Source organism: Paeniglutamicibacter gangotriensis Lz1y (assembly GCF_000348945.1).
Taxonomy (GTDB): domain Bacteria; phylum Actinomycetota; class Actinomycetes; order Actinomycetales; family Micrococcaceae; genus Paeniglutamicibacter; species Paeniglutamicibacter gangotriensis.
The window spans coordinates 34,585-61,265 of the sequence record NZ_AOCK01000007.1 but is presented as its reverse complement, the minus strand read 5'-3'; the positions used below and the strand labels follow the sequence as shown (position 1 = coordinate 61,265).

General features: G+C 65.0%; 19 protein-coding genes. 12 read left to right on the top strand and 7 right to left on the bottom strand.

Annotation, left to right across the window (positions count from 1 at the left end; genetic code table 11):
- Positions 1-10: 10 nt before the first annotated feature.
- Positions 11-3,355, top strand: a complete 3,345-nt coding sequence (gene cydC, locus ADIAG_RS12280; RefSeq protein ID WP_043474821.1) for a thiol reductant ABC exporter subunit CydC — start codon at positions 11-13, stop codon at positions 3,353-3,355.
- A gap of 47 nt (positions 3,356-3,402) precedes the next feature.
- Here the strand turns inward: cydC and ADIAG_RS12275 are convergent, their stop codons facing one another.
- Positions 3,403-3,768 (bottom strand): hypothetical protein, encoded by a 366-nt coding sequence (locus ADIAG_RS12275; RefSeq protein ID WP_007271700.1) that lies wholly within the window; start codon positions 3,766-3,768, stop codon positions 3,403-3,405.
- A gap of 276 nt (positions 3,769-4,044) precedes the next feature.
- A complete protein-coding gene (locus ADIAG_RS12270) occupies positions 4,045-6,699 on the bottom strand; it encodes a DNA gyrase/topoisomerase IV subunit A (RefSeq protein WP_007271699.1) in 2,655 nt (884 codons plus the stop codon).
- 125 nt (positions 6,700-6,824) lie between these two features.
- Between ADIAG_RS12270 and ADIAG_RS12265 the strand changes: the two genes are divergently transcribed.
- The 3 genes from ADIAG_RS12265 to ADIAG_RS12255 are packed head-to-tail and all read left to right on the top strand — an operon-like array spanning position 6,825 to position 11,452.
- Positions 6,825-9,527 carry a bifunctional acetate--CoA ligase family protein/GNAT family N-acetyltransferase gene (locus ADIAG_RS12265; RefSeq protein WP_007271698.1) on the top strand — a complete coding sequence of 901 codons (2,703 nt, stop codon included), beginning with the start codon at positions 6,825-6,827 and terminating at the stop codon, positions 9,525-9,527.
- 31 nt (positions 9,528-9,558) lie between these two features.
- A complete protein-coding gene (locus tag ADIAG_RS12260; RefSeq protein WP_007271697.1) occupies positions 9,559-10,239 on the top strand; it encodes a DUF5998 family protein in 681 nt (226 codons plus the stop codon).
- A 28-nt stretch (positions 10,240-10,267) separates the two neighbouring features.
- Positions 10,268-11,452: an alkaline phosphatase family protein gene (locus ADIAG_RS12255; protein ID WP_007271696.1), complete on the top strand. Its 1,185-nt coding sequence runs from the start codon at positions 10,268-10,270 to the stop codon at positions 11,450-11,452.
- A gap of 226 nt (positions 11,453-11,678) precedes the next feature.
- On the opposite strand, the gene sepH is transcribed toward ADIAG_RS12255, so the two are convergent.
- Complete coding sequence (gene sepH, locus ADIAG_RS12250) at positions 11,679-12,773, bottom strand: septation protein SepH (protein WP_007271695.1); 1,095 nt, start codon at positions 12,771-12,773, stop codon at positions 11,679-11,681.
- 336 nt (positions 12,774-13,109) lie between these two features.
- On the opposite strand from sepH, the gene ADIAG_RS12245 reads away from it, so the two are divergent.
- On the top strand, positions 13,110-13,418 hold the full coding sequence (locus ADIAG_RS12245; RefSeq protein ID WP_043474817.1) for a DUF4193 domain-containing protein: 309 nt from the start codon (positions 13,110-13,112) through the stop codon (positions 13,416-13,418).
- Between the two features lie 108 nt (positions 13,419-13,526).
- Here the strand turns inward: ADIAG_RS12245 and ADIAG_RS12240 are convergent, their stop codons facing one another.
- On the bottom strand, positions 13,527-14,081 hold the full coding sequence (locus tag ADIAG_RS12240) for a DUF3093 domain-containing protein (RefSeq protein WP_007271693.1): 555 nt from the start codon (positions 14,079-14,081) through the stop codon (positions 13,527-13,529).
- A gap of 134 nt (positions 14,082-14,215) precedes the next feature.
- Here ADIAG_RS12240 and dut point away from each other — a divergent pair, with 134 nt between their 5' ends.
- Genes dut through ADIAG_RS12220 form a run of 4 tightly spaced genes read left to right on the top strand, consistent with a single transcriptional unit; the run spans position 14,216 to position 16,697 of the window.
- Positions 14,216-14,686 (top strand): dUTP diphosphatase, encoded by a 471-nt coding sequence (dut, locus tag ADIAG_RS12235; protein WP_007271692.1) that lies wholly within the window; start codon positions 14,216-14,218, stop codon positions 14,684-14,686.
- Between the two features lie 48 nt (positions 14,687-14,734).
- Positions 14,735-15,544, top strand: coding sequence for a DUF3710 domain-containing protein (locus ADIAG_RS12230; RefSeq protein ID WP_007271691.1), 810 nt, complete (start codon positions 14,735-14,737; stop codon positions 15,542-15,544).
- 5 nt (positions 15,545-15,549) lie between these two features.
- The gene (locus tag ADIAG_RS12225) at positions 15,550-15,945 is read left to right on the top strand and encodes a hypothetical protein (RefSeq protein ID WP_007271690.1); all 396 of its coding nucleotides are present in this window, start codon (positions 15,550-15,552) and stop codon (positions 15,943-15,945) included.
- A 38-nt stretch (positions 15,946-15,983) separates the two neighbouring features.
- A complete protein-coding gene (locus tag ADIAG_RS12220) occupies positions 15,984-16,697 on the top strand; it encodes a DUF3159 domain-containing protein (RefSeq protein WP_007271689.1) in 714 nt (237 codons plus the stop codon).
- A gap of 59 nt (positions 16,698-16,756) precedes the next feature.
- Here ADIAG_RS12220 and ADIAG_RS12215 read toward each other — a convergent pair whose 3' ends face one another.
- Together ADIAG_RS12215 and ADIAG_RS12210 are read right to left on the bottom strand one after the other, a co-directional pair.
- Positions 16,757-17,422 (bottom strand): potassium channel family protein, encoded by a 666-nt coding sequence (locus ADIAG_RS12215; protein ID WP_007271688.1) that lies wholly within the window; start codon positions 17,420-17,422, stop codon positions 16,757-16,759.
- Positions 17,422-18,105 (bottom strand): potassium channel family protein, encoded by a 684-nt coding sequence (locus ADIAG_RS12210; RefSeq protein WP_007271687.1) that lies wholly within the window; start codon positions 18,103-18,105, stop codon positions 17,422-17,424. The genes ADIAG_RS12215 and ADIAG_RS12210 overlap by 1 nt, the downstream gene beginning before the upstream one ends.
- A gap of 158 nt (positions 18,106-18,263) precedes the next feature.
- Here ADIAG_RS12210 and ADIAG_RS12205 point away from each other — a divergent pair, with 158 nt between their 5' ends.
- The 3 genes from ADIAG_RS12205 (at position 18,264) to acnA (ending at position 24,509) form a co-directional block, all read left to right on the top strand.
- Positions 18,264-20,273: an APC family permease gene (locus ADIAG_RS12205; protein WP_007271686.1), complete on the top strand. Its 2,010-nt coding sequence runs from the start codon at positions 18,264-18,266 to the stop codon at positions 20,271-20,273.
- Positions 20,270-21,622: a class I SAM-dependent RNA methyltransferase gene (locus ADIAG_RS12200; protein ID WP_007271685.1), complete on the top strand. Its 1,353-nt coding sequence runs from the start codon at positions 20,270-20,272 to the stop codon at positions 21,620-21,622. The genes ADIAG_RS12205 and ADIAG_RS12200 overlap by 4 nt, the downstream gene beginning before the upstream one ends.
- A 181-nt stretch (positions 21,623-21,803) precedes the next feature.
- A complete protein-coding gene (gene acnA / locus ADIAG_RS12195) occupies positions 21,804-24,509 on the top strand; it encodes an aconitate hydratase AcnA (RefSeq protein ID WP_007271684.1) in 2,706 nt (901 codons plus the stop codon).
- Between the two features lie 363 nt (positions 24,510-24,872).
- Here the strand turns inward: acnA and ADIAG_RS12190 are convergent, their stop codons facing one another.
- The gene (locus ADIAG_RS12190; protein ID WP_007271683.1) at positions 24,873-26,486 is read right to left on the bottom strand and encodes an AMP-binding protein; all 1,614 of its coding nucleotides are present in this window, start codon (positions 26,484-26,486) and stop codon (positions 24,873-24,875) included.
- Positions 26,487-26,681 lie beyond the last annotated feature (195 nt).

Below are 26,681 nucleotides of genomic sequence, written 5' to 3'. Positions count from 1 at the left end.
GACTCACACCGTGAAACCAGCACTCCTTGCCGGAACCGGCTCCCGCATGATCCTTGCCTTGCTCGCCGGGCTTGCCGCCGCAAAGGCCGTGGGAGTGATCCTGATCGCCGATGCCCTGGCCACTGGGATCTCCCAGCTGGCCGCCGGTACCACCCTTGATGCCACGCGCCTGCTGACGCTGGGTCTAGGCGGGACAATCCTGCGTGCCGGAGCGGTGTGGGCCACGGAATTTGCTGCCCACCGGGCAGGCCTCGGTGCCAAAGAATTGCTACGTTCCCGGCTCGTGGCCGTGGGACTGAGCGGTCGTGCGGCGGCGGGCGACCCCGGACACGGTGCCCTGTCGGCACTGGCCAGTCGCGGGCTGGACGGACTGGATAACTACTACACCAAGTACCTGCCGGCGCTGGTCTCGGCGATGGTCATCCCCGTCCTGATCGGTGTCAGGGTGCTGGTGGCGGACTGGGTCTCTGCCCTGGTCATCGTCCTGACGGTGCCCCTGGTGCCGATGTTCATGATCCTGATCGGGCTGCACACCCAAGACCGGGTCAAGGCCGCGGCCGCCGGATTGGACAGGCTCTCCAACCAGCTGCTGGAACTGGCCCAGGGATTGCCGGCGCTGATCGGGCTGCGCCGTGCCGAGGGCAAGGGCCGCGCCTTGGCCAAGGTCTCCGAAGACTACCGCAGCACCAGCATGAGGACGCTGCGCACGGCCTTCCTCTCCGGACTGGCCCTGGAACTTATCGCCACGATCTCCGTGGCGCTGGTCGCGGTGTTCATCGGTGTGCGTCTGGTCTACGGGCAGATGGGACTGGAAGCAGGGCTGCTCGCCCTGATCCTCGCCCCCGAATGCTACCTGCCGCTACGCACCCTCGGAGCGGCCTTCCACTCTTCCGAGGATGGTGTCGAAGCGCTCGAACGCAGCGAAGAATTCATTGGTGCTAGCGCCGAGCGGACCGCCCCGGAAACTAACCCCGCAGCTGCAGGCACCCACCACATCTTGGTGGTGGAGAGCCTCTCGGTCCGGTATCCCGGGCGCACCGAACCGGTGCTCGACGACGCGAGCCTGGTGCTGAGTGCCGGGTCGGTGCACGTCCTGGATGCCGCCAGCGGCAGCGGCAAGAGCACACTGCTGCATGCTGTGCTCGGACGGCTCGGACAGGGGGCCGAAATCACCGGCCGGATCCAGGTGGATGCGGCGCGCACAGCATTCATCTCCCAGCATCCCAGGTTCACGGAAACCACCGTCGAGCAGGAAATTGTGTTGCACGCCGGGGAAACACTGGATCCTGCGATGCTCCAAGCGGTGCTGCACGATGCGAACATCGCGCACCTGGCCCAGCGGAACCTGGTGGATTGCAGTCCGGGGGAGTTGCGCCGTATCGCCGTGGCGCGGGTGCTAGCCAAGGTAGCAGCAGACCCACAGATCAACCTGATACTGGCCGATGAACCCACGGCACACCTGGATACGGAATCCGCCGGGCACATCCGTCGGGCGCTGGCCGGATTGGACCCCCGATGCGCCATGCTCCTCGCCTCTCACGACCGTGCCCTGGCAACCATGCTCCGTCAGCCCGAAGACCGCGCACACCCGGGCTATGAGCACCAGGACACGGCTACGGTTCATGACCCCGTGATTCCGGCAGCAGCATCCGCGGCGGCCGAACCCTTCGCTCCGGCGGGCGGGCGCACAGCGCACTGGCGGCTGCTGGGCTCGATGCCGTGGTTCCGCAAGGGACTGGTGGCCGGGTTGTTGCTCGCCGCTGCTGCGGCGATCTTCGGTGCGGGGTTGACCGGGATCTCCGGCTGGCTCATCGTCACCGCCAGCCACCAACCCCCAATGCTGCACCTGATGGTCGCGATCGTGGGCGTGCGCGCCTTCGGCATCGGCCGCTCGGTGCTGCGCTACGCCGAACAGCTGCGCGTGCACGACGCGGTGCTCGGCTTTGCCTCAAGCCTGCGCGAACGGCTGTGGGACGCGCTGGTGGCCCAGCCGCGCAGCTGGGGCAGGATCACCCGCTCCGGCGCGGCCCTGGGCCACCTGGTCGCGGAAGTCGACGAGGTCCGTGATGCGGTGCCGCGGGTGCTGGTGCCGCCGGTGGCCGGAATCGGTACCTGGCTTGCTGTGAGCGTGGGCATCGGCTTCTGGGCGCCGGACGCCCTGCCGCTGGCGCTCGGATTGGGCCTGCTGGCCTTCATCGGCTTGCCGCTGGCCGTGCTTGCCGTGGAAAAACGAAGCACCACCGAGGTTGCCGAGCACCGCATCTGGCTCGGATCCAGGGTACCCACGCTGCTGCGCGCGGCCGGGGACCTGGGCGCCAACCAGGTAACGGCACGCGCCCTGGACGGATTTGCCCGGGCGGATTCGGCCGCCACCCACTCGCTGCGGGCAGCGGCCCGCGGTGCCGGTCTGGCCCAGGGTGGTGCCGCGCTGCTTTCTGCCTTGGCCGCGGTGCTGGCCGTGCTGGCGGTGGGCACCGGCGGAGAACAGGCCGCGGTGGCCGCACTGCTGCTGTTGGCCCTGGGCGAGCCCATCGCCAACACCGCCGTCTCCATTCAACAGCTGCCGCAGCTCGATGCGGTGCTGCGCCGCGTCTGGGCCAACATCGGGGAGGAAAAGCCGAAACCCGTCTGTGCCCCCACCGGTACGAAGGCCGCAGCACCCGGCGCCCAAGGCGCCCTGTCGCTGCGTCTGGAGAACGCAGATATCGGCTGGGCCCCGGGCCGGCCAGTGGTCACGGATCTGGGGCTGGAACTACTCCCGGGTCAGTGGACGGTGCTGACAGGACCCTCGGGCGCGGGCAAATCAACGCTGCTGGCCGCCATGCTCGGGGCCCTAGAACCATTGTCCGGAACCCTGCAGGCCCGCCGCGGGGACGGGCCGTGGCAGCACGCTAGCGCCGCCGATCTGGCCCAGGTGGCCTGGTGCCCGCAGGAAGCCCACCTCTTCGATTCGACGGTGCGCTCCAACCTGGGGCTGGGCCGGGAAACCTGGGACCAGCCCGGGGACGCGGAGCTGCAGGAGTTGCTGGCCAAGGTCGGGCTTGATCGGTGGCTGGCCACGCTGCCCGCGGGTTTGGATACCCGCATCGGATCGGGCGGCCACCATCTCTCGGGCGGACAGCGCCAACGCCTGGCGGTGGCTCGTGCACTGGCGGCCCGGGCCACGGTGCTGCTGCTGGATGAACCCACCGCGCACCTGGGCGCCGACGAGGCTGTGGATTTGGTTGCCGACCTGCGTATGGCGCTGGCGGACACCGCGGTGTTGCTGGTCACCCACGATGCGGCGGTCGCCGCGCTGGGGGATAGCGTCCTGGACTTGGCCCGGCCCGCGGAGAGGGTATCGGTGCCGGCCTAAGCCTGGCTCACGGTCCGTGGGCCGGAAGGGGAGAGCCGTCCTGGCGGCTAGGAGCCGTTGGCTTGGTTCCGTTGGAGTGCGGCGAAGACCCCGGAGAGCTCGAAGGCGGCGGAATTCAGCTGGATCACGGTCCCGTCGTTGCCGCACAGCTTGAGCATCGGCACCTTGCCGTTGCGGTACTGCCGGAACTTCTTGATCTGGTCGTAGCGGATGGTGCGCAGCTGGCGCCAGGCGGTGCGTTGGATGATCTCATCGTCGCGGATGATGACGTACCAGTTCGCGTAGATGGCCACCAGAAGCGACGCCGTCAGGAACAGCACGATGCCGCAGATGAGCATCGGCAGCCGGTCATCGGGGTCCGGGGAGCCGGAGCGTGAGAAGAGGATGAGCAGCAGCCCGATCGGCGCTATCACCCACCCCACCACTGCGATGATCTTCGGCTGACGGATCGCTTCGGGGTTTCTTCGGTCCCGGTTTGGCCGATGCTTAGACCACCCAGCCAATCAGCGTGACCATGAGCAGGACAAAGACCCCGATCCCCAGGCGGATCAGTTCTTCCTCGGTCATGGGGAATCCTTAGGTCTATCGGGGGAAACACTCGGTATGTCATGGCCATCGCACCCTGGTCAGGGGCCCACCGTGTGGTCCGGGACAGCCCCGGACCACACGGTGGGCGGATTCGCCCGGTGCTACTCGTCCAGCAACGAATCCTGGATGGCGACCCGGTGGGCGGGTTCGACCTCGACGACCCCCGAATCGGCAAACGGCTTGCTGTCCTCAACCGCTGCTAAGGGTGCACGCTTCGAGCTGCCGGGCAACGGCAACTGTCCCTCGGGTACCGTGGCAACATCGCCTTCGGTTCCATCCAGAAGTGGCGTCCCGCCCAGCACATCGATGCCCTGGGCCAACGGCACACCGGAGCCGTCGCGCTTGGAAAACTCGGTGGGCAGGGCACGGACCACTCCCGCGGACGAGGAGGCCCGGGCCGGGCCGGGACCGGCATAGGCCAGCTCCAACCGGTCTTCGCCCTTCAGGAAGCGGTGTGCCCGCACCCCTCCGGTGGCTCGACCCTTGAGCGGGTATTCGGCGAAGTCCGTCACCTTCACCGAATGCGATGCTGTGCCGGGCAGCGTGTTTGAGCCGGTGGCGATGGAAACGAACACCGGTGCGGGGGCATCCTCGGCCACCACACCAAAGAAGATCACCTGGTCCCCGGCACCCAGCTTGATCCCTGCCATGCCGCTGGCGGTGCGGCCCTGCGGACGCACCGCGGTGGCCGGGAAGCGCAGCAGCTGCGCGCCGGCAGTGGCGAAGACCAGATCCGAGCCGTCGATACCGACCGCGGCACCCACCACGGTGTCCTTGTCCTTGAGCGAAATGGCTTCCCACTCGTCGCGGTTCAACGGGTATTCCGGGCTGAGGCGCTTGACCACGCCATTAGCGGTGCCCAGTGCCACGACGGCATCCAACGGCACCAGGGCCACCATCTTTTCGCCCTTGCCCAGCTGCGCGAATTCGTCGACTTTCACCCCACCGGTCAACTGCGGGAAGCCGTGGGATGCAGGAAGCAACGGCAAATCCACGACCTGCAGGCGCAGCATGCGCCCGGTGGAGGTGATCCCGCCGATCTCGCCGCGCGCGCTGGTGGACACCACCGAGGAGAGCACATCGTGCTTCACCCGTGCTCCGGCACCATCTAACGGATCGAGCGACCCGGTGCGGGCCACCTGCCCGGTGGCCGAGAGCAGCACCCGGCACGGGTCATCGGCGATTTCCAGGCTCAGCGGGGCCTTCTTCCCGGGGCCCACGGCCGCGGGCATGATCGTGCCCTTCAACGGGGTGCCGGACTCCGATTGGAGCAGGATCGTGCGGCGCGGGGTGGCGAACTTCTCGCTCATCTCCGCCAATTCCCCCGAGACCAGCGCGCGCAACCGCTCGTCGGAGGCCAGAATTGCCTTGAGCTCGTCGATCGCGCTCTGCAGTTCGGCTGCTTCTTTCTCCAACTCGATGCGGGAGAACTTGGTCAGCTGACGCAGGCGCAGCTCCAGGATGTGGCTGGCCTGCAGCTCGGACAGGTCGTAGATGGTCATCAAGCGCTCGCGGGCCTGGGCCGTCTCGTCCGAGGAGCGGATGATCGCAATGACCTCGTCGATGTCGACTATCGCAATGAGTAGGCCCTCGACCAGGTGCAGTCGGTCGAGCTTCTTCGCCAGCCGGTGTTCGGTGCGGCGGCGCACCACCAGCAACCGGTGATCCACGTACACGGTGAGCAGTTCCACCAGCCCCAAGGTGCGCGGCTGGCCGTCGACCAGGGCCACGTTGTTGATGCCGAAGGAATCCTCCATCGGGGTGAACTTGTACAGCGCGGTGAGCACGGCATTGGGGTTGAAGCCGTTCTTCAGCTCAATGACCAGGCGCAGCCCGTGGTTCCTGTCGGTCAGATCCACCACGTCGGCGATGCCGGTGAGCTTCTTCGCCGTGACGGCGTCCTTGATCTTCTCGATGACCTTTTCCGGTCCGACCATGTAGGGCAACTCGGTGATCACCAGGCCCTGCCGGCGGGCGGTGATTTGCTCCAGCTCCACCTTGGCCTTAGTCCGGAAGGTGCCGCGGCCGGTGCGGTAGGCGTCACGGATCCCGTCCAGGCCCACGATCTTGCCACCGGTTGGCATATCGGGTCCGGGAACGAACTTCATGATGGCCGCCAGATCCGCATCCGGGTGCTCGATCAGGTGCCGGGCCGCTGCGATGACCTCGCCGAGGTTGTGCGGGGCCATGTTGGTGGCCATGCCCACGGCAATGCCGGTGGTGCCGTTGACCAAGAGGTTCGGGAACGCGGCCGGGAGCACCGAGGGCTGCAGGAACTGGTTGTCGTAGTTCGGGACGAAATCCACGACGTCCTCGTCGAGGTTCGCCGTCATCGCCACCGCGGAGGCTCCCAGACGCGCCTCGGTGTAACGCGGGGCGGCCGGGCCATCATCTAGCGAACCGAAGTTTCCGTGCCCGTCGATCAGCGGCAGGCGCAGCGCGAAGCCCTGGCTCATGCGCACCATCGCGTCGTAAATCGCGGTGTCGCCGTGCGGGTGCAGCTTACCCATGACTTCGCCCACCACGCGGGCGCTCTTGACGTGGCCCTTGTCCGGGCGCAGGCCCATCTCGGACATCATGTACAAAATGCGCCGCTGCACCGGTTTCAGCCCGTCACGGGCGTCGGGCAGTGCCCGGGAGTAGATCACCGAGTAGGCGTACTCCAGGAAGGAGCCTTCCATCTCCTGGGTCACATCGATGTCAACGATGTGCTCCACGAAGTCTGCGGGCAGTGGTTCAGGCTTTTTGCGCGCCATATTTGGTGTGAATCCTCGATTCGGTACTGATCCTGTCCCTAGGGCAAGGGCAGGAGCCATGTGCTGCTGCGGTCCCGGCGCGTCGTATCAACTGCACTCGTCGCTGTGGCCGTTAGGCTAAGCCTATGGTGGATGGTCGTAAACCCGGTGAATATCCGTCCCATTGGGAAGCAGACGTTGTCTTGCGCAATGGTTCGACGGCACATCTACGCCCGATTCAACCCGGTGACGCCGACAAATTGCAAAAAATGCACCGGAGTCAGTCGGAATCCTCCGTCTACATGCGCTATTTTACGTACAAATCTGCGCTCACGGCCAAAGAGCTCAAACGCTTCACCGAAGTAAACCACATGGACAGGGTTGCTTTCGTGGTGGTTCGGGGCGAAGACATCATCGGTGTGGGGCGCTACGACAGACTCGATGACCCGACCGACGCCGAAGTCGCTTTCAACATTTCCGACGCCTACCAGGGAATGGGCGTGGGCTCCATCCTGCTTGAACACCTGGCCGCCGCGGCCCGCGAAAACGACATTGAGCGCTTCTCCGCTGAGGTGCTGCCGGAAAACCGGAAAATGCTGACGGTCTTCGCCGAGGCTGGCTACGCGGTGCGCCGGCACTTCGACGAGGGCGTGGTGATGCTCGAATTCCCCATCGACCCCACCGAAAAATCGCGTGCCGTGATGGAATCACGCGAGCACCGTGCCGAAGCCAAATCGTTGGCCGGGCTGTTGGCCCCGAGCTCGATCGCCGTGATCGGTGCCAGCCGCGAATGGGGCACCATCGGACACACGCTGCTGCACAACCTCATCGAGGGCGGCTACACCGGCACTGTCTACGCCGTGAACCCGCAGGCCTTCGAACTGGGCGGGATGAGAAGCTACGCCTCGGTCGCCGAGCTCCCCGGGCCCATCGACCTGGCCGTGGTCGCGGTCCCGCGCGAAGGAATCGGGGCGGTCATCACCGAATGTGCGGCAGCCGGAGCCAAGGGGCTGGTCATCGCCACCGGAGGATTCGAGAAGGACGGCGAAGCAGGGATGGCGCAGCAGCGCGAACTGGTGCGTCAGGCCCGAGCCAACGGCATGCGCGTGATCGGCCCGGCCTCCCTGGGCCTGGTGAACACCGATGAAGCAACCTCCATGAACGCTTCGGTCGCCCCGGGCATGCCCAAGGCCGGGGCGCTGGGGCTCTTTAGCCAATCGGCGGCCGTGGGCGTGCTGCTCTACGCCGCCTCGGTGCGCCGCGGCGTCGGAGTCTCCTCGATCGTCTCGGCCGGGAACCGGGCCGATGTCTCGGGCAACGACGCCATGCAGTTCTGGGAGGACGATCCCTCAACCCGTGCGGTGGGCCTGTACCTGGAATCCTTCGGCAACCCGCGCAAGTTCTCCCGCATCGCCCGCCGGCTCTCACATTCCAAACCGGTGATCGTGGCGAAGTCCGATGTGATGGGGTTGCGACTGCCTCCGGGCCACGCGGTGCGCACCACCCAGGCACCCACCGCCGCTGTCGATGCGATGCTGCGCCAATCGGGGGTGATCCGGGTGAGCACCAACGAGGAATTGATGGAAATCGCCCAGGTGGTCGCCTCCCAGCCGCTGCCTGGCGGAAACGGGCTGGCGGTGCTCTCCAACTCCGAGGCCCTGGCCTCGGTGGTGGCGGACTCCGCCGAACAACACGGCCTGGACGTCACTCTCTCCCATGCGGAGATCGAACTCGATGACGGGGCCTCCAGGGCCCTGCCGCGACTTGCCGCGATCTTGGCTACGGCGTTGGAGGACCCCGCGGTGCACTGCGGGATCATCACGCTGCTGCCCGTGGCGGGGTTGAACAAGGCCTCGGTGGCCAAGACCCTCCGCGAGGCCGCCGCATCCTCGGGCAAGCCAGTGGTTGCGGTGTTTACCGGCATCCTGGAACCTGGTTCGGTGGTTGATGGGCTGTTGGATGATGGGAAGCATGAAGACGGCAGCAACTACGGACTGCCCTGCTATTCGAGTCCGGGAACAGCGGTGAAGGCGTTGGCCGCGATCGCGCGCTACGCCCGCTGGGTAGCCCGCGAACAGGGCGAGGTCATCGAGCCGGTCGGCATCGAGGTGCCGGCCGCCGCAGAATTCATCGAGGACGCACTGGGTGCCATCGACGGCGTGGAACTGCTGCACCTTTCCAAGGCGCAGGCCGCGACGCTGCTGGGCCACTACGGCATCTCCGTGCTCGAATCGGCGAACTTTGAGGATGCCGATGAGGCCGTAGCCGCCGCGCACCGGCTCGGCTGGCCCGTTGCCCTCAAGGCGCGGGACGAGAACCTGCGCCATCGCCTGGATCTGGGCGGGGTGCGGCTGAACATCCCCGACGAAGCTTCGCTGCGCTCGAACATCTTGCATATGCGCGAGGTTCTGGCACCGTACTCGGCCACCGACCTGGAGATCCAGTCGATGGCCCCGGCAGGGCAGGGATGCGTGATTCGGGCCGTCGAAGACCCGCTGCTGGGCCCGGTGGTTTCCTATGGGCTGGCCGGGGACGCGGTGAACCTGCTCGATGACTGGGCGCACGGCACCCCGCCGTTGACCAACACCGACCTGGCGGACCTGCTCAACGCCCCGCGCGCTGCGGCGCGCCTGCGCGGCTACCAGGGCCTACCGGCAGTGGACCTGGCCGCATTGCAGGACCTGCTGAACCGGATCGCGACGCTCAAGGACAACCATCCGGAGGTTTCGCTGCTGGAAATCAACCCGGTGATGGCCACCACCACCGGGACCTGCGTGCTTGGTGTGGAAATCTGGTTGGGCAATGCGCAGCAGCGCACCGATTCGGCCCGGCGGGCCATGCGCCACTGATCGATTCGCACCCCGCAGGTAGACTGGGGACATGACCCCCCTTTCTTCGGCCTCGGCCCCCGACCTGCACACTGCTCTGACCCGCGCGGGTTTCTACCCCAAAATCCTTGCCGACGTCATCGACGAGGCACTCGACGGCCGGGAACCCGGTGGGCATCTGGTGCACCTGGAGACGCATTTCGACCAGCACGAGGTGCACCGGCACATCACGGTGCTGGTGCTGGCCGAGGACGTCTTGTTGGTCACCCACGTCGATGACCAGCAACTCGATGAGAAGGGCAAGGAAGTCATGGCCCAGATCTCCACCGAGCTGGTCCAGCTTTCCAAGGTCACCACCGTGGCCACCAGCTACGTCTACCACCAGCCGCAGAATTACCGCAGCGGCGATCTGGTCAAGGAACTGACCCTGGGCATCGCCTGGGCCGGAGCGCAGCGCATCGACCTCGCACCGGCAGGCTGCCCCGACCCGGAATGCGATGCCGACCACGGCTACACCGGAACCTCCCAGCAGGAAGACCTGGTCCTGCGCGTCAGCGCGGAAGCCGACGGCGCCAATGCTGTGGCCGCTGCCCGCAGCTTTGCCTTGGCCATGCGCCGGGCCTCGGCCCCGCGTGTCACCGAGACCCGCGTACCTGCCCCGGCATCGGTGTCGACCACCGAGGTCCGTGGCCGGGTTGGCTCGCGCTTTGGCCGCAACACCCACCAAGGCTAGGCAGAGCCCCAGGGAAACGGTCGCCGATATGAAAACCACTACGAAGACATCCCCTGCGGCAGCACTCCCAGCAGCCCCGCCCTATGGCAGCAAAACCATTGCCGAGCTGCTGCCCAGTGCTGCAGCGGCGCTGGGCGTGCCGGGCTTCGAAAACCCGCTGGGGCTGCCACGGGCCAACCGCATCGCGGTGGTCATGGTCGACGGTCTGGGCAAGGCGCTGTTGAAGGCGCGCGGGGGACACGCACCGTTTTTGCGCAAGCTCATGGAGAATTCGCAGACGCTGTCCGCTTCCTTCCCCTCGACCACTGCCGCCTCACTGACCTCCCTGGGCACCGGCCTGCCTCCTGGCCAACACGGGGTGGTGGGCTACGACGCCGTTGATCCGGAACGTCGCCGCGTGGTGAACCAGCTCGGTGGATGGCCCAAGGACCTTGACCCGCTGGCCTGGCAGCCGCATGCGACGGTGTTTGAACGGGTCGCGGCCGACGGTGTACATACCGCCACGGTGTCGCTGTCCCAATTCAAATCCTCGGCGCTGACCCAGGCCGCGCTGCGCGGTCCGGAATTTGTTCCGGCGGAGTCCCCGCATGCGAGGGTGCGTGAAACCTGCGAGACCCTGGCCGCAAACCGGCGGGCCCTGGTCTACTGCTACTTCAACGAACTCGACAAGGCCGGGCACCGCTTCGGTAAGGATTCAGCCCAGTGGGGCCACGCGTTGGAGGAACTGGATTCGGTGATGCGCACGCTGGCGGCCCGGGTGCCGGCCGGTACGCTGCTGTTGCTGACCGCGGACCACGGCATGGTCGATGTCCCGGAGAGCTGGCGCATCGATTACTCCCAGTACCCGGAACTAGTTGATGGGGTTGAGCTGACGGCCGGGGAACCGAGAGCCGTGCAACTTCATTTCCACCCGGAAACCCCGGTGGCCAAGCGCGAAGAAGTCGCCCAGGCTTGGCGTGGGCGTTTTGGTTCCAAGGCGTGGATCATGACCCGCCAGGAGGCCATCGACCACGGTTTGTTTGGCGAGGTGGCCGACACGGTGCGCGCACGCATCGGGGATCTGTTGATCCTGGCCGCCGAAGACGTGGCCTTCTTAGATGGGCGCCGGGTCAACCCCGCAGCGTTCTCGATGGTGGGCCAGCACGGCTCCCTGACGCGAGCCGAATGTGAAGTCCCGCTGCTGACCCTGGCACGCGCGGCCAGCAAGAAGTAGCGACAGCGCCCCAGTGCGCCGCATCCACCCCGCACCGATGCTGATCGGGTTCTGAACCCGTTACTGCTGGCATGCTTGCGGAGTCGTAGGTCTCAGCGAAGTGGACAAGAGTGCTGGCTCAGACAAAAAACATCGGCCCGGCATGTGCCAAGGTCCAAAACCTTGGCACATGCCGGGCCGATGGTGTCAGCGCAGGTGCATATTCCGTCGGGAACGAGCGCGCGTGTTAGTCGTTGTTGTTGCGGCGCCCGAAGACGATCTCGTCCCAGCTGGGGACCGAGGATCGCTTGGCCTTCTTCTTGGCGTTTGCCTCGTCCTCGGCACTGGACGTCTCCGAGTCGGCGGATGAATCCTTGGCCTCGTCTTTTTCCGGTCGAGGGGCGGGTACCAACGAAATGGATGTGGTGCGGGTGCTGACTCCGTCATAGAGTCGCGGCAGCCCGTCTTCGGTCGGGGCTGGACCGGCCAGGCGCGGGTCGTCGTCGGGGTGCGGGTTGCGTGAAAGCATTGCGGCCAGCGCGTCGTCGCTCTCCTCGTCGACTCCTAGGCGTTGTCCCCGGCGTGCGCTGAGCACGTCCAGGAGCTCCTCGGAATCGGCAGCCGGAGCCTCGGCGCCGGCTTCTTCGCCGTCGGCCTCGACATCGAAGGGCTGATCGGCAACTGCCGTCAGCCGGCGGGCACCGACCGGTGCGTCGAGTGGTTCAAGCTCGCTGAGCACCTGTGCCCAGCGGTTGGCGTTCTGCAGCGACTTGCGGTTGGGGTGGAAGGACCACTTGGCGGTCGAATCCTCGTCGCCGGAATCCAGAGCGATGCTCGCATCGGTTTCGGGCAGCTCAAACCGTGCCACCACGTCCCATGAGCCATCGGAAGCGCGCCAGGCATCCCAGGTGAGCGATTCGTTGTCGATGCCCAGCGAGTGGATGCGGTAGGCCACCATTTCACCGAGGTTTGCCGGTTCTTCGCCGAAGATGCTGCGGTAGCCATCGTGGGTCTGGGGGGCTGAGACCTCGATATTGCGAGCCTGGGAGGCGATGTATTCGCGTTCGGCCAGCACCGGACCTTCGTAACGCATGACGCGTTCGAGCGGCATACCAGACTCTTGTGAGACTTCCTCGGCGGTGGCTCCGGAACGAATCCGGGTCTGGATGTCGCGCGGGGAAAGCGGTGCAGCCGGTGACTCCGAACGATCTGCACGGGCAGCCCGGGTCAAGGCACTGCGTAGTGCTTCATCGACGGGCAACACAAAGCTGTTCCCGTCGTCGCTGCTCAGGTGCAGGCTCTCGCCGTTCTCGTGGATTCCCACCAGTCGTAGTTGACGCATGACTATCCTCCACAAACCGTCGTGTTATGCCTAAAACTCTGCCACTTGTGCCGCCAAATACCTAAGAAGCGCGGTGGTGTGGCGTGGACCTGCTTCATGATTATTCCCTCAGCGGAGCGAAATGGCGGTAAAAGGGCGGTAAAAAATCTTGTCTTTGGCCTCTAAGATGCAATGATGATCAGGCCGTGGCGAACCGGGCACAAAAACGACCGCTTCTGCGTTGAATCATAGGCGCATCCAAGTGCGTGGATTTACCCCCGGGGCAGAGGCACCACCTTGCTGGGGGCGCCCCAGACGAACGACAGCTTGAACCAAGCGGAGTGTGAAGCAGCAATTATGGCAACCGATTACGATGCACCTCGACAGCATGCAGGGGACGATGAGAAGGCCGAGGCACTGCCGGAGCTCAAGGCCCAACGCAATACCAACACCAATGCCTCGAACCTGATCGACGAAGACGAATCAGCGCTGGCTGACAGCTACGAGTTGCCCGGTGCGGACCTCTCGGGTGAAGAACTATCGGTGATGGTCCTTCCGGCGCAGGCCAACGAATTCACCTGCGCCTCGTGTTTCCTGGTGCGGCACCGTTCACAGATCGCACTTGAACGTGACGGTCAGCTCTACTGCGCCGATTGCGAAGGCTAAGTACCAGCGCCGATAACAAAGCGCCCGCCCCCGACCCGTTGAATCCCTGGAACTAGGGAAGCACGTGGTGGAGGCGGGCGCTGTGTTTGTGCTGCGTCGGTTGGCTCTTTAGACCGAGTCGGCCTCGGCCGCGGAGTCTGGGGAGTGTGCACCGGTGGCCTGCTCCTGCTCCAGGGCTGCTTCGCGGAACTGCACCATGACCCCGCCCAGCGCCGCGGTGAGTTCCTCGGGACGACGGGTGGAGGTGATCCAGTACGGGGTGGTATCGCGCTCGTCGGTGATTTCGATGCGCACCACCGGGTCGATCCAACCGCGGATGCACATGAAGGCAATGCCGTTCAGGCCCGGGCCGCGCTGGTGGTAAGCGGCGGCGGCACGGTAACCGGTGACTTCGCCGATGAACTTGCGTTCGATGGTGGCTCTGCCCACGCGCACGTTGTCTTCGTCGACTTCGATGAGCGGGGTGTTGTTGATCAAGGCGAAGGCAATCAGCGCCAGCGCGACGAGGCCGCCAATGACGCCCCATTTGATGCCGATGGGCATGAAGGCCACGGCGGCGGTGCCGGCCAGACCCAGGGTGACCAGCCAGATCCACCAGGCGGGCCACAACTTTTCGCGGAAGTGGGCGGGGGCAGGATGCGTGGGGGAAGGGTTCTCGGCCATACCACCAAGCATAAGCGGTGGGCGTTGAGCGCCCTGCCATCGCCGCCGGAGCCAAGGCACTAGAGTTAACCCCGGAACCCGAGCTGCCGCACGACGGCACGCACCCTTTCTTGAACCCCTGGAGTGGAAAACATATGTCCGAATCGAGTGTCGATATCGCCCTGAAAATGCTTGATCCAGAGCTCCCTGTTCCAAGCTATGCACATGAGGGTGATGCCGGAGCCGATCTGTGCGCCCGCGAGGACGTCACCCTGGCGCCGGGGCAACGGGCTTTGGTTCCCACCGGTGTTGCGCTGGGCCTGCCGCTGGGATTTGTCGGGTTGATCCACCCCCGCTCCGGACTGGCCACCAAGCACGGTCTGACCGTGGTCAATGCCCCCGGAACCGTCGATGCCGGGTACCGTGGTGAGTTGAAAGTCACGTTGTTGAACACGGATGCAAGCACCCCGATCGTGTTGAAGCGCGGGGACCGCATCGCCCAGCTGGTTATCCAGAAGGTTGAGCGGGCCCGTTTCCTCCAGGTCCAGGAACTTGATGACACAGCCCGCGGCGCAGGCGGTTTTGGGTCCACCGGTGGATTCGAAACCGCGTCCACCAGCCACTAGCTCCGACCGCAGCATCACCACGGTCGACATAGCAAGAAAGCATTTTCCATGATTTTCAAGCGTAAGAAGAAGGCCGACGCTCCCGCGCAGCCCGAGCAGACGATCTCCGGACTCAACGCGGAGGCCACCTCCACCCAGGCCGCGGCCGCTGCTGCCACGCCTCCGGCCACGGACGCCGAAGCCGCAATACCGGCACCGGCCGGCGCCTCCGAGAAACCTGCTTCCGCGGTGGACCGCAACGAGGGCCCCTTCGACGGGGATGACTTCGGGGACCACGACAGCTACCTGGACCTCGGCGCCCTGTTGATCAAGCCGGTTCCCGGGCTCCAGCTGCGCCTCGAGGTCGAGGAATCCACCCAGCGCGTCATCGCCGTGGCCCTGGAGATTGGTGGCTCACGCATGCAGCTGCAGGTCTTCGCGGCACCCAAGACCGATGACTTGTGGCCGGGGATCTCCTCGCAGATCGCCACCGGTATCGCCGACCAGGGTGGGGAAACCGAAACCATCCCGGGCCGCTTTGGCAACGAACTGCTGGCCCGCGTGCCGCAGCAAGCACCCGATGGCCGAGCCGGCCACGTGGTCCTGCGCTTCCTGGGCATCGACGGCCCGCGCTGGTTCCTGCGCGCAGTCATTGGCGGTGCGGCACTGACCGACCCGGCCGAGTCCAAGACCATGGAAGACGCACTGGCGCAGGTGGTGGTGGTGCGCGGGGACACCCCGATGCCACCGACCGAACTGTTGCCGCTGACCGTCCCGGCCGGTGCCTTGGCCCGTGCCGACTCGGATAACGTGGCCGACGAGGAAACCACCGGCACCGAGCGCCCCGAACGCGGCCCGGAAATCACCCAGATCGGCTAACCACGGTGCCCAAGGACAAGACTCCCAAGGCCAAGCGGGGTACGAAGGAAGCGGCAGCGGCCACAAGTCTGACGCAGGGACCGCAACCCGGGACTCAACTGTTGACCTCGCTCAGCGAGCTTCCGCAGCGCGGGCGCATCGACCACCACGGGTATGTCGAATCCATGACGATCCTGCCCCCGCAGCAGGCCCCGGCCTTCAGCGTCACGGTTGTGGACCATCCGGCGCCTCCGGGTGGGCGCCGCAGCGCGGTGCCGCACCTGCGCCTTATCTTCGTCGGCCAGCGCAGGGTCCCCGGGCTCGTGGCAGGGGCCCGGCTGCACTACGTGGGCATGGTGGCACCGATCGATTCGGTCCCCACGATCTTTAACCCGCGCTATGAGATCCTGCCCGCCAAGTAATCCACCGCCCCGACGCGACCCAAGGACAAAACATCGCCATGAGCGAGCACAACGAAGAAACCCCCCGGCCGGAGGACTCCGGCCCCAACGCCGAGGACGTGGCCCACCGGATCGGTGCCAACTCCGGGATCGAGCGCCGCGGCGACGGGCAGATCGACGTGCTCAAGACCATTGGCGGGGTGCGCGGGCTGATCGAGTCTTTGCTTCCGGGGCTCGTGTTCCTGGTCGTCTTCACGATCTGGCAGCAACTGAACCCGGCACTGATCGCCTCCGTGGCGGTGGCCATCATCTTCACCGTGGCACGGTTGGTGCGCCGCGGAACTCTGACCCAGGCACTGACCGGGTTGGTGGGCGTGGCCATCTGTGCGATCTTCTCCCGGGTCACCGGGGAAGCGAAGGACTACTACGTGCCGGGCTTCTACACGAATCTGGCCTATGGTGCCGTGCTGGCGATCTCGGTGCTGGTCAGGTGGCCGCTGATGGGCGTGATCTTCGGGTTCATCCGTTCAGAAAACACCAACTGGCGTGAGAGCAAGACCCGCACCAACGCCTATGCCTGGGCCACCTGGATCGTGGTGGCGGTCTTCGCCGCCAGGCTCGCGGTGCAGGTCCCGCTGTACTTCGCCGACAACGTCCCGGCACTGGGCGCCGCACGCCTGGCCATGGGGGTCCCGCTGTACGCGGCGGGCCTCTGGGTGGCGTGGATGATCTCGCGTCCGCAGCCTTCAGCAAAGACGCCCGACACAGCATAAGAAAAAGGCCCCCGCCGCGGCGGGGGCCTTTTACGCTGGGTACAGCTATGGGGTGAAGCCTAGTCGGTGCGGTTGCGCAGCACCGTGCGCAATGCGTCCTCGGCCAAGATAGTGGTGACGAAGAAGAGTTCGTCCCCGCCCTCGATGACATCGTCGGGGCTGGGGGTCAACGGCACGTCGTCGCGCAGGATCGCGACCACCGTGGCATCTGGGGGCCACGGCACCGAGCCCAGGGTGCGTCCGATCATCGTCGAATCATGCGGAACGGTGAACTCCACCATGGAGACCACCCCGGACTGCAGGGTCATCAGGCGCACCAAGTCGCCGATCTCCACCGCCTCCTCGACCAGGGCCGTCATCAGTCGCGGGGTGCTCACCGCGACATCAACGCCCCAGGCGTCATCGAACATCCAGTCATTTTTCGGATTGTTCACCCGCCCCACGGTGCGCCCGACCCCGAACTCGCTCTTGGCCAGCAGCGAGACGACCAGGTTCACCTTGTCATCTCCGGTGGCCGAGACGACCACGTCGACCTCGTCGAGCTTGGCTTCCTTGAGGACGGAGATTTCGCAGGCGTCCCCGAAGAGCCAGCGGGCGCCCTGCACCCCGGCCCGGGCGACGACCTCTGGCTTCTCGTCGATCAGCAGCACCTCGTGGCCGTTGGTGATCAGTTCCTTGGCAATCGATGAGCCCACGGATCCGGCCCCGGCAATCATGACCTTCATTATGTGTTCTGCTCCGTGGTTGGTTTGGGTGCGGCAGAGAGGATCTTTTCGATGTCCTTGCCCGCGTTGACGGGCATCATCGCGTGCACGATGTCGCCTTGCTGCAGGCGCATGCCCGGTACCGGTAGCACACCCTCGCCGAAGCGTGAGAGGTAGGCGATGCGGATGGGGGCTGCCGCCTCGAGGTCTTCGAGCGCATAGCCGGACCATCCCTCGTGCACGTTGACTTCGCCGAGGATCAGCCGGCCGGAGGCCTCGCGGAAGTCTCCGTTCAGTGAATGCTCGGGCAGGATCCGGCGCAATACCTGATCCGAGCTCCAGCGCACCGCCGCGACCGTGGGGATGCCCAGGCGCTGGTAGATTTCCGCGCGTCCGGGGTCGTAGATCCGGGCGACCACGTGCGGGACATGGTAGGTCTCGCGGGCCACCCGGGTGGCCAAAATGTTGGAGTTATCCCCGCTGGAGACCGCGGCGAAGGCGTAGGCCTTGCCGATGTCTGCACGTTCCAGGGTCTCGCGGTCGAAGCCGACGCCGGTGACCTTCAAACCCGAGAAATTACGCCGCAGTCGGCGGAACGCGCGATCGTCTTGATCGATGATCGCCACCGAATGCCCGGCATCGTCGAGCGTGTGGGCCAGGGTCACCCCGACCCTGCCGCAACCCATGATGACGAAGTGCGCCATGTTCAATCCTTTGGTTCCGCGTGAGGTACCCGAAACGTTTCCCGGACACTCTCCGAAGACCAGTGTTTCACGCTTCAGGGCCCCGATGCGTGATTCTTCACGTTGCGTCCAGCGGTGTGGTGTATGACAGGGCAGGGCAAAGGGGCTAGCTTTGGAGCGTGCTTTCATTCCTTGCCGCCCTGAAGCGGATCCTGGTGGGGCGCCCGTTTAGGACCGAGAAACTCAAACGGGCGCCGCTTCGCAAGCGCTTGGCGCTGCCCATTTTCTCTGCGTCGGCGTTCTCCTCGATCGCTTATGCCCCGGATGAAGTGATCTTGACCCTGGCGCTGGCCGGGCTCAGTGCGATGGCGTTCTCACCGCTGATCGGGCTGGCCGTGATGGTCGTGATGCTGGTGATCATCGCCTCCTACCGGCAGTCGGTGAAGGCCTACCCCTCGGGCGGTGGCGACTATGAGATTGCCTCGGTGAACCTCGGGCCCCGGGCCGGGACCACGGTGGCCGCCGCGCTGCTGGTGGACTTTGTCTTGACCGTGGCGGTGTCGATTTCTTCGGCCTCACACTATGTGGTGGCGGCGTTGCCCGCGCTGGCCGGATCTCAGACCTGGATCGCGACCGGGGGAGTGGTGGTCCTGACGGTGCTGAACCTGCGTGGCCGCGGCCGGTCCCGGTTGGGCACCGCGGCACCGGTGTATCTCTTTGTCGGGGTGGTGCTGGTGATGCTGGCAGCCGGCGGAATCCTGGCCGCGACGGGAAACCTGGGCAGTGCCCCGTCTGCAGGCTTCGACGTGGTCCCCGATCCCCAGTACCCGCACGGGCTCACCGGGCTCGCGGGGGTATTGCTGGTGCTGCGTGCCTTCTCCACCGGTTCGGCGGCGCTGACCGGCGTCGAGGTTCCGATTTCCAACGTCCACACCCTGGCGGCACCCAAGGCCCGCAACGCGGCCAGCGTGCTGCTGCTCTTGGGGTTGATCGCCGGCGCCCTGACGCTGGGCACCATGTACCTGGCCCGGGCCGTGAAGGTGCACGTGGTCGAGGACCCCGCCACCGGGCTGCAGCTGAACGGCGGGCCGATCCCGGCGGACTACATCCAGAACCCGGTCTTGGGCCAACTGGCCCATGCGATCTTCGGGGCCGGCTCGCTGGGCCTGTACCTGGTGCTGGCCTTGACCGTGGCGGTACTGCTGATGGCCTCGCACACCTCCTTCAATTCCTTCCCGAACCTCGCCTCGCACCTGGCCACCGACGGCTACCTGCCCCGGCAGTTGCGCACCCGCGGGGACCGGCTGGGCTTCTCCAACGGCATCCTGGCCCTGGCGATTGCCGCGATCGTGTTGATCTGGGTCTTCGAAGCGCACGTGCCGACGCTGATCCAGCTCTACGTGGTGGGCGTCTTCGTCTCCTTCACACTCAGCCAGCTGGGCATGATCAGACACTGGGGCCGCGAACTGGCCCAGACTCCAGACAAACGCGTGCGGGCACGTATCCACCGTTCCAGGCTGCTGAACCTGGTGGGCCTGGTGCTGACGGCCGCGGTGCTCGTGATCGTGCTGGGCACCCGGCTGGTCCACGGCGCCTGGCTGGCGGTGCTGGGCATTGCGGTGCTCTTCATCATGATGGACTCGCTGCACCGGCACTACAAGCAGGTTGACGCGGAGCTGTCGATCGGTGGCGAGGAATCTGCCACCGCGCTGCCGGCCCGGGTCCATGCGCTGGTGCTGGTCTCCACCCTGCGCAAGCCGGTGCTGCGGGCAGTGGCCTTCGCCCGGGCCTCGCGCCCCTCGAAGCTCGACGCGATCGTGGTGGACTCGGACTCCGAGCGCACCGAGGCGACACTGCGCGAATGGGAGGCACTGGGCATCCCGGTGCCGATCACCGTGCTGGCCTCCCCGTACCGGGAGATCCCCGCCCCGCTGATCGAACACATCCGCTCCATCAAGCGCGATTCCCCGCGCGATTTGATTGTTGTCTACATTCCCGAATACGTGGTGGGGCGCTGGTGGGAGCAGCTGGTGCACAACCAGACGGCCATGCGGATCAAAAACCGCCTGCATTACGAGCCGGGGGTGGTCGTGGCCTCGGTGCCGTGGCGTTTGGCCTCCTCCGAGGACTCATTGGCTCTGGGCTCCCCGAACACACTCCCGATCTCCAACCCGAAAGAAACTCCATGAGCATGCAAGAAAACATCATCACGGTGCGCCTCGAAGCACCAGCCCACGGCGGACATGTTGTCGCCCGCCACGACGGCCGGGTGATCTTCGTGCGTCACGGAATCCCCGGCGAGCTGGTCTCCATCGCGGTGCGTGATGACGCAGAAAAGGCCCGCTTCTGGCGCGGCGACGTGGTTGAGGTCCTTGAACCATCCGAACACCGGGTGCCGCACTTCTGGCCGCTGGCCGATGCCCTGGCCTCGGCCTCCCGCGGTGTACTGCCGGTGGGTGGGGCCGAATTCGGGCACATCGCCCTAGCCGCTCAGCGCGAGATCAAGGGTCAGATCTTCCTCGAGCAGATGCAGCGTCTGGGTGGCATCGATGCCACCGAGCACGGATTTACCGGTGTGCGGGCCCCCGAGGGCGAAGCTGCGGACGCCTTGGGCTGGCGCACCCGGATGGCGTATGCGGTGGATTCCAAGGGTCGCCTGGCGATGAACGCGTTCCGCTCAGATGAGCAGATTCCGGTCAAAGAAATGCCGCTGGCGCACCCGAAAATCAACGATCTTAGGCTCTGGGAACTGCCGTTGGCAGGGATCAGCCGCGTCGAGGTTGCCGTGGGTTCGGGTGCCGAGGAACCGGTGTTGGTGCTCTTCATCGAGGACGGAAGCATTGCCGGGGCCGCGGGCCGCGCAGCCAAGCGTCTACCGGAGGGAACCAACGCCGCAGCGTTGACCCAGGTTGCTGGATCGGTGGCCGATGGCCGCGGCGCCTTGCAGCGCCTGCGTGGGCGCACCTGGTTGACCGAAACCGTGGCCGGGCACGATTACCGGATTACCGGTGAGGGTTTCTGGCAGATCCACCGTTTGGCTCCGGCGGCGCTCATTGAGCGGGTCATGGCCCAGCTGGAGCCGAGCTACGGTTCGCGCATCGCCGACCTGTACGCCGGGGCGGGTCTCTTCAGTGCCCCGCTGGCCAAGGCCGTGGGCGACGACGGAATGTTGCTGTCCATTGAGGGTGCCCCGGGCACCAGCAAGGACGCCTTGAAGAACCTGCGCGAGTTGCCGCAGGCAGTCATTTCCCAGGGTCGTGTCGAAAAAACTCTGTCCAGGGAATTGAACACGCGCAAGACCAAATTGGATTCGATTGTGCTTGATCCGCCACGCACCGGTGCCGGCAAGATCGCGGTCTCGGCGATGGTTCGTTCGGGCGCCAAAAAGATCTCCTATGTTTCGTGCGATCCGGCATCCTTTGCCCGTGACACCGCCGATCTGTTGGCTGCCGGGTTCCGGCTGAGCGAAATCGATGTCATTGACCTGTATCCGCACACCCACCACATGGAAACCGTGGGGTTGTTCATCCGCAATTAATGCGCGGATATGACAACGTTCGAGCCCTGAATGTCGGGCTGGCGGCGTTCGATGTGCGGCGGGGGATAGACTGTCTATAGCTCTGCCGCAATAAAACACAAGTCGAACTCAGTTAGGACCGCCTAACTGGATTTCCTTGTGGCGTGCAACGAAGATGAAAAATCCGGCGAGAGGAGTCCCCGTGAGCAATGTGGACAGTTTTGGTGCCAAGGGCGTATTGGACGTCAAGGGCAACGAATATGAAATTTACCGGCTGAACGCCGTCGAAGGCGCGCAAAGCCTTCCGTACAGCCTGAAGGTTCTCTTGGAGAACCTGCTTCGCACCGAAGATGGTGCGAACATTACCAAGGATCACGTCAAGGCCGTAGGCCAGTGGGATCCGTCATCGGAACCCGACACCGAGATCCAGTTCACCCCGGCACGCGTCTTGATGCAGGACTTCACCGGTGTTCCGTGCATCGTGGACCTCGCTACCATGCGCGAAGCCGTGAAGGACCTGGGGGGAGACCCCACCCGTGTGAACCCGTTGGCGCCTGCCGAAATGGTCATTGACCACTCCGTGCAGATCGACGCATTCGGCAACGCCGGTGCGCTCGAGCGCAACATGGAAATCGAATATCAGCGCAACGGGGAGCGTTACCAGTTCCTGCGCTGGGGCCAGACGGCATTCGACGACTTCAAGGTCGTCCCGCCAGGCACCGGCATCGTGCACCAGGTGAACATCGAGTTCCTGGCCCGCACCGTGATGACCCGCGAGGTCAACGGCGTGCTGCGTGCCTACCCGGACACCTGCGTCGGCACCGACTCCCACACCACCATGGTCAACGGCATGGGTGTGTTGGGCTGGGGTGTGGGCGGCATTGAGGCCGAGGCAGCAATGCTCGGCCAGCCGGTCTCCATGCTGATCCCGCGCGTCGTAGGCTTCAAGCTCAAGGGCTCGATCGCCGCCGGCGCCACCGCGACCGACGTCGTGCTGACCATCACCGAGATTCTGCGTAAGCACGGTGTGGTGGGCAAGTTCGTGGAATTCTACGGCGAAGGTGTTGCCGAAGTTCCGCTGGCAAACCGCGCGACCATCGGCAACATGTCCCCGGAGTTCGGCTCCACTGCGGCCATGTTCCCGATCGATGACGTCACCCTGGATTACCTGCGCCTGACCGGCCGCTCCGAGGAGAACGTGGACCTCGTTGAGGCCTACGCCAAGGAGCAGGGCCTGTGGCACGATCCGAGCCGTGAAATCCGTTTCTCGGAATTCCTCGAGCTGGATCTGTCCACTGTGGTTCCCTCCATCGCCGGCCCGAAGCGTCCCCAGGACCGCATCGAGCTCTCCAGCGCGAAGGAGCAGTTCCGCAAGGACATCCACAACTACGCCGCAGGTGCAGCCGACGAGCTGAACATCGGTCGCCCGTCGACCAGCGTCGAGGTCACCACGGCCGATGGCACCAGCTTCGCCATCGACCACGGTCTGGTCTCGATCGCTTCGATCACCTCCTGCACCAACACCTCCAACCCCTCGGTCATGCTTGCCGCAGCTCTGCTGGCACGCAAGGCAGTGGAAAAGGGCCTGGTGTCCAAGCCGTGGGTCAAGACTTCGGTCGCCCCCGGCTCGAAGGTTGTCACCGAGTACTACGAGAAGTCCGGCCTCATGCCGTACCTGGAGAAGCTTGGCTTCTTCATCGTGGGCTACGGCTGCGCAACGTGCATCGGCAACTCCGGTCCGCTGGAAGCCGAGATCTCCGAGGCCATCCAGGCCAACGACCTCGCGGCTACCGCGGTGCTCTCGGGTAACCGTAACTTCGAAGGCCGCATCAACCCGGACGTGAAGATGAACTACCTGGCCTCACCGCCATTGGTCATCGCTTACGCCCTGGCCGGCACCATGGACTTCGACTTCGAGAACGATTCGCTGGGTACCGACGAGGCAGGCAACGAGGTGTTCCTCAAGGACATCTGGCCGACCCCGACCGAGGTCCAGGCAACGATGGATTCTTCCATCGACGCCGACATGTTCGCTCGCGGCTACGAAGGCGTCTTCGACGGCGACGATCGCTGGAAGGCGCTCGACACCCCGGCAGGAAACACCTTCGAGTGGGCCGAGGATTCGACCTACGTCCGCAAGCCCCCATACTTCGAGGGCATGCAGGCAACCCCGGAGCCGGTCACGGACATCACCGGCGCTCGTGTGCTGCTGAAGCTGGGCGATTCGGTCACCACCGACCACATCTCCCCGGCCGGTTCGTTCAAGTCCGATTCCCCGGCGGGGCAGTACCTGCTCTCGCACGGTGTGGATCGCAAGGACTTCAACTCCTACGGCTCACGCCGTGGTAACCACGAGGTCATGATTCGCGGCACGTTCGCGAACATCCGCATCAAGAATCAGCTGCTGGACGGCGTCGAGGGTGGTTTCACCCGCGACTTCAGCCAGGAAGGTGCACCGCAGGCCTTTGTCTACGATGCAGCGGAAAACTACAAGACAGCCGACACCCCGCTGGTTGTCCTGGGTGGCAAGGAATACGGTTCGGGATCCTCGCGTGACTGGGCAGCCAAGGGCACAGCATTGCTGGGCGTCAAGGCCGTCATCACCGAGTCCTTCGAGCGCATCCACCGCTCGAACCTGATTGGCATGGGCGTGTTGCCGCTGCAGTTCCCGGCCGGCGAAAACGCCGAGACCCTGGGCCTGAGTGGCACCGAGACCTTCTCCGTCGAGGGAGTGACCGAACTGAACAACGGCACCACCCCCAAGACCCTGAAGGTCACCGCCGTGGCTGAAGACGGCAAGACCGTCTCCTTCGATGCCGATTTGCGCATCGATACCCCGGGCGAAGCAGATTACTACCGCAACGGTGGCATCCTGCAGTACGTCCTGCGTCAGATCTCCGCCAGCTAATCAGCTAGCGCGACTCAACGCACCGCAAGGGCGGATCTTCCCGGAGCAATCCGGTGAGGCCCGCCCTTGCGGCATTTAACCACCACGTATCTGCTGCCGGTAGGACCTGACGAATACATGGTGTTCTGGAGAATCGCTTCACGGGTCAACTTGCGGTTTCGGGACCGCATACGGGAATCGCATAGCCTGGCCCGGAGGTCAACGAACTGCTGGAGCGGGATAGTTGCTCGGACAACCGGTCCCGCCGGCGCACCACTGAGCCAGCGGGGTGTAGCTGCGGTCAACTGCAGCAACCAGCACGGGGCGCACCTCGCCCGTGCTGGTTGCCTTCAAGACCCATGGCCCCGGGCAAGGCGAAGCGTTTTAGAGCCCGAGCAGGGCCGTTGCTTCCTCGCGGAGCTGGATCTTGCGGATCTTGCCGGTCACCGTCATCGGAAAGTCATCGACAAGGACCAGATACGACGGAATCTTATAGTGGGCGAGCCTGCCGTCGATGAAATCTCGCAGCGTCGGCAGAGTCAGCGGCGCGGTGCCCGCCTTCATCTTGATGCAGGCACACAGCGCCTCGCCGTACTTCTGATCGGGCACCCCGATGATTTGGACGTCTTCGATGTCCGGGTGGCGGTACAAGAACTCCTCGACCTCCCGGGGATAGATGTTCTCACCGCCGCGGATGACCATGTCCTTGATTCTGCCTACGACGTTGCAGTAGCCGTCCTCGCGCATCTCGGCGAGGTCCCCGGTGTGCATCCACCCCTCGGCATCTATCGCCTCGTGGGTTTTCTGCTCATCGTTCCAGTAGCCGAGCATCACCGAGTACCCGCGGGTGCACAATTCGCCGGGCTGGCCGCGATCCAGGGTCTCGCCCGTGGCAGGATCAACGATCTTGATCTCCAGATGCGGGTGGACGCGGCCGATGGTGGAGGTGCGGCGCCCCAGATCGTCATCGACCCGGGTTTGGCATGAGACCGGGCTGGTCTCGGTCATCCCGTAGGCGATGGACACCTCGGACATGTTCATCTCGTCGATGCAGCGTTGCATGACCTCCACCGGACAGACCGAGCCGGCCATGATCCCGGTGCGCAGGCTCGAGAGGTCATGAGTGCCGAAGCTGGGGTGGTTCTGCATGGAGATGAACATGGTTGGCACCCCGTAGACGGCGGTGCAGCGTTCCTCGGCGATTGTGCGCAAGGTAGTTTCGGCGTCGAAGCCGGGGGAGGGGATGACCATGGTGGCCCCGTGCGTGGTGCAACCGATATTAGCCATGACCATGCCGAAGCAGTGGTAGAACGGGACGGGGATGCACAACCGGTCGGAGGCCTTCAGCCCGATCAGTTCCGTGGTGAAGTGGCCGTTGTTCAGGATGTTGCGGTGGCTGAGGGTCGCCCCCTTCGGGAAGCCGGTGGTCCCGGAGGTGTACTGGATATTGATCGGATCATCCGGTGAGAGGGTCTCCAATCGACGAGCCACCGCATCAGGTTCAAGGTGTTTGCCCGATCCGATGAGTTCGGCCCAATCGTCGGTGTCGAGGTAGACCACCTGTTCCAGCCCCGGGGTCTCGTCTGCGGCCTGTTCGATCATTGATCTGTTGTCGCTGGTTTTGAAGCGTGAAATGGCGATGAGCATCCGCAGTCCGCTGTGGTTGGCGGCGTAGGCGTACTCATGGGTGCGGTAGGCGGGGTTGATATTGACCAGGATGACACCGATCTTCGCCGTGGCGAACTGGACCAGCGTCCATGCGGCGCAGTTGGGCGCCCAGATTCCGACGCGATCGCCCGCGCTCATCCCTGCTGCAAGTAGGCCCCTGGCCAAGTCGTCGACGTCTCGGTCAAGTTCCGTCCAGGTCCACCGACGCCCGGTGGAAACCTCGACCAGGGCATCGGAGGGGCCATGCTGACGCACTGTCGATTCGAAAGCGTGGCCGATCGTTTCGGTCAGCAGTGGTACCTGAGTCTCACCTTTCGCATAGGATTTCATGCTCGTTCCCCCATTGCGCGCGGGAGGATCTTCGCGCCCCGATGAGGGAAACTCGTGTGGGCAGGGCTCGTGAGGCCCTGCATTATCTGAGTAGTCGCAGCGCTCATGGGTGCATCCAATCGTGCTAGGGGCCTCGAGGGGAGACCACGGTAGGGAGGGGATCGGGCTGGGTGGAATCCGGCCGAGGAATTCTTT

Excerpts from the sequence above, each read along its gene's own strand:
- ADIAG_RS12270 (WP_007271699.1), bottom strand. The coding sequence starts at position 6,699 with ATGGCGCGCAAAAAGCCTGAACCACTGCCCGCAGACTTCGTGGAGCAC.
- ADIAG_RS12265 (WP_007271698.1), top strand. The coding sequence starts at position 6,825 with ATGGTGGATGGTCGTAAACCCGGTGAATATCCGTCCCATTGGGAAGCA.
- ADIAG_RS12260 (WP_007271697.1), top strand. The coding sequence starts at position 9,559 with ATGACCCCCCTTTCTTCGGCCTCGGCCCCCGACCTGCACACTGCTCTG.
- ADIAG_RS12255 (WP_007271696.1), top strand. The coding sequence starts at position 10,268 with ATGAAAACCACTACGAAGACATCCCCTGCGGCAGCACTCCCAGCAGCC.
- sepH (WP_007271695.1), bottom strand. The coding sequence starts at position 12,773 with ATGCGTCAACTACGACTGGTGGGAATCCACGAGAACGGCGAGAGCCTG.
- ADIAG_RS12245 (WP_043474817.1), top strand. The coding sequence starts at position 13,110 with ATGGCAACCGATTACGATGCACCTCGACAGCATGCAGGGGACGATGAG.
- ADIAG_RS12240 (WP_007271693.1), bottom strand. The coding sequence starts at position 14,081 with ATGGCCGAGAACCCTTCCCCCACGCATCCTGCCCCCGCCCACTTCCGC.
- dut (WP_007271692.1), top strand. The coding sequence starts at position 14,216 with ATGTCCGAATCGAGTGTCGATATCGCCCTGAAAATGCTTGATCCAGAG.
- ADIAG_RS12230 (WP_007271691.1), top strand. The coding sequence starts at position 14,735 with ATGATTTTCAAGCGTAAGAAGAAGGCCGACGCTCCCGCGCAGCCCGAG.
- ADIAG_RS12220 (WP_007271689.1), top strand. The coding sequence starts at position 15,984 with ATGAGCGAGCACAACGAAGAAACCCCCCGGCCGGAGGACTCCGGCCCC.
- ADIAG_RS12215 (WP_007271688.1), bottom strand. The coding sequence starts at position 17,422 with ATGAAGGTCATGATTGCCGGGGCCGGATCCGTGGGCTCATCGATTGCC.
- ADIAG_RS12210 (WP_007271687.1), bottom strand. The coding sequence starts at position 18,105 with ATGGCGCACTTCGTCATCATGGGTTGCGGCAGGGTCGGGGTGACCCTG.
- ADIAG_RS12200 (WP_007271685.1), top strand. The coding sequence starts at position 20,270 with ATGAGCATGCAAGAAAACATCATCACGGTGCGCCTCGAAGCACCAGCC.
- ADIAG_RS12190 (WP_007271683.1), bottom strand. The coding sequence starts at position 26,486 with ATGAAATCCTATGCGAAAGGTGAGACTCAGGTACCACTGCTGACCGAA.